Annotated in this window: 2 protein-coding genes and 1 pseudogene; all 3 read left to right on the top strand. The window is 65.8% G+C overall.

Features of this window, described 5'->3' with window-relative positions; genetic code table 11:
* The coding region (gene recF / locus ENZ75_RS29775; protein ID WP_206527249.1) for a DNA replication/repair protein RecF at nt 1-1,132 on the top strand (1,132 nt) is incomplete at its 5' end.
* Nucleotides 1,133-1,163: 31 nt separating this feature from the next.
* Nucleotides 1,164-1,919 carry a molybdopterin-synthase adenylyltransferase MoeB gene (locus tag ENZ75_RS29770; protein ID WP_013527879.1) on the top strand — a complete coding sequence of 252 codons (756 nt, stop codon included), beginning with the start codon at nt 1,164-1,166 and terminating at the stop codon, nt 1,917-1,919.
* Nucleotides 1,920-1,923: 4 nt separating this feature from the next.
* Nucleotides 1,924-2,130 (top strand): annotated as a pseudogene (locus ENZ75_RS29765) (GNAT family N-acetyltransferase); the annotation flags it as partial.

Raw genomic sequence — 2,130 nt, 5'->3', positions numbered from 1 at the left:
CCATATAAGTAAGCTAACACTTACTAATTTCCGCAACTATGCGGCGCTGACGATCGATCTGGCGCCAGGTGCCGTGGTTTTTTCCGGCGACAACGGCGCCGGCAAGACCAATCTCCTCGAAGCGATCTCCTTTTTGACACCGGGACGTGGCTTGCGCCGCGCGCCCTACGCCGATGTCGCGCGCGAGGGCGGCGACGGCGGCTTTGCGCTGCATGCCCGGCTCGACGGACCTGATGGCCAGGTCGAGATCGGAACAGGCATTTCCGGCGGTGACACCGCCGGCGAAGGCGGCAGGCGGGTACGCATCAACGGAGCTTCGGCGCGTTCGGCCGAGGACATGCTGGAATGGCTGCGCGTGGTTTGGCTGACGCCAGCCATGGACGCGTTATTCACCGGACCGGCCGCGGATCGCCGGCGCTTCCTCGACCGGCTGGTGCTGGCGATCGACCCCGGCCACGGGCAACGTGCGATCGACTACGAGAAGGCGATGCGCGGTCGTAACCGACTGCTTACCGAAAGCTCTCGGGACGACCGCTGGTTCGACGCTATCGAGACGCAGATGGCCGAAACCGGTGTGGCGATTGCCGCGGCGCGCGCCGAGATGGTGCGCCTGCTGGCCGCCATGATCGACAGGCTGCCCGACACGGGACCGTTTCCGCAAGCCGATATCGGCCTTTCAGGCGAGCTGGAAGCCGAGATTGCCGTGGCGCCGGCGGTCGATGTGGAGGAACGCTTCCGTCGGACGCTTGCCGAGGGCCGCGAGCGCGATCGCGCCGCCGGACGTACGCTCGACGGCCCGCACCGTTCGGACCTGGTGGTTCGGCACCGCCCCAAGGCGATGCCGGCCGAGCTCTGCTCGACCGGCGAGCAGAAGGCGCTGCTGGTCGGCATCGTGCTGTCGCACGCGAGGCTGACCGGCGAAATGTCGGGCATGACGCCGATCCTGCTGCTCGACGAGATCGCTGCGCATCTCGACAGCGGGCGGCGCGCGGCGCTGTTTTCCATCCTGGAGGAACTGAACTGCCAGGCATTCATGACAGGAACCGATGCTGCGCTGTTTTCCAGTCTCCAGGGCCGTGCGCAATTCCTGACCGTCGACCACGGGACGGTTGGGCCAACCGAAGACCCCTGACAAGGTTTTTCCGTGCCTGTATGATCAGGCAATGACCACTGCCGCCCTGACCGCAGACGAGATCGAACGCTATGCCCGCCACATCGTGCTGCCGGAAATCGGCGGCGCCGGACAGCAGAGGCTGAAGCAGGCCCGGGTGCTGGTCATCGGCGCCGGCGGGCTGGGCGCCCCGGTGCTTGAATATCTTGCCGCCGCCGGCGTCGGCACGCTCGGCGTGGTCGATGACGACACCGTTTCGCTCTCCAACCTGCAGCGTCAGGTCATTCACGGCACCGACACTGTCGGCCTGCTGAAAACCGACAGCGCCAAGGCGGCAATCGCCCGCATCAATCCCAATACCACAGTCGAACCGCATACGTTCCGGCTGACCACGGACAATGCGCCTGCCCTCGTCGCCCGCTATGACATCGTCGTCGACGGTTCCGATAATTTCGAAACGCGCTACGCCGTGGCCGATGCCTGCGCGAGCGCTGGGAAACCGCTGGTGCATGCCGCCGTCGGACGCTTCGACGGCTCGGTCACGGTGCTGAAGCCATTCGAAGACGGCAAGGACGGCAAGCCCAACCCAGGCTATCGTGACCTGTTTCCCGAGGCGCCACCGCCGGGCCTGGTGCCGTCCTGCGCCGAAGTCGGCGTGCTTGGCGCGCTGACCGGCGTCATCGGCACGCTGCAGGCCATGGAGGCGGTCAAGCTGATCACCGGCGTGGGCGAACCGCTGGTCGGCCGGCTGCTGCTTTATGATGGGCTGGCGGCGCGCTTCGACACCATCCGTTACAAGAGAAGCTGAATTCTTGGACCTGATCGAAGCAGTCTCCATCAGGCGGATCCCGACCGATTTCGACCGTTGGGACGATGTGCTCGCATTGATCATGCGTGCCTTCGCCTCGATGGACGACGTCATCGACCCGCCCTCCTCGGCCCACCTTTTGACCGCCGACACTCTGCGGGACAAGGCGCGGCGGGAGACCGGCTTCGTGGCGCTCAGGGGGGATCGGATC

The organism is Mesorhizobium sp. M7A.F.Ca.CA.002.04.1.1, from assembly GCF_004022805.1.
In the GTDB taxonomy this organism is placed as follows: Bacteria; Pseudomonadota; Alphaproteobacteria; order Rhizobiales; family Rhizobiaceae; genus Mesorhizobium; species Mesorhizobium ciceri.
This window is presented reverse-complemented; position numbering and strand designations above follow the sequence as displayed.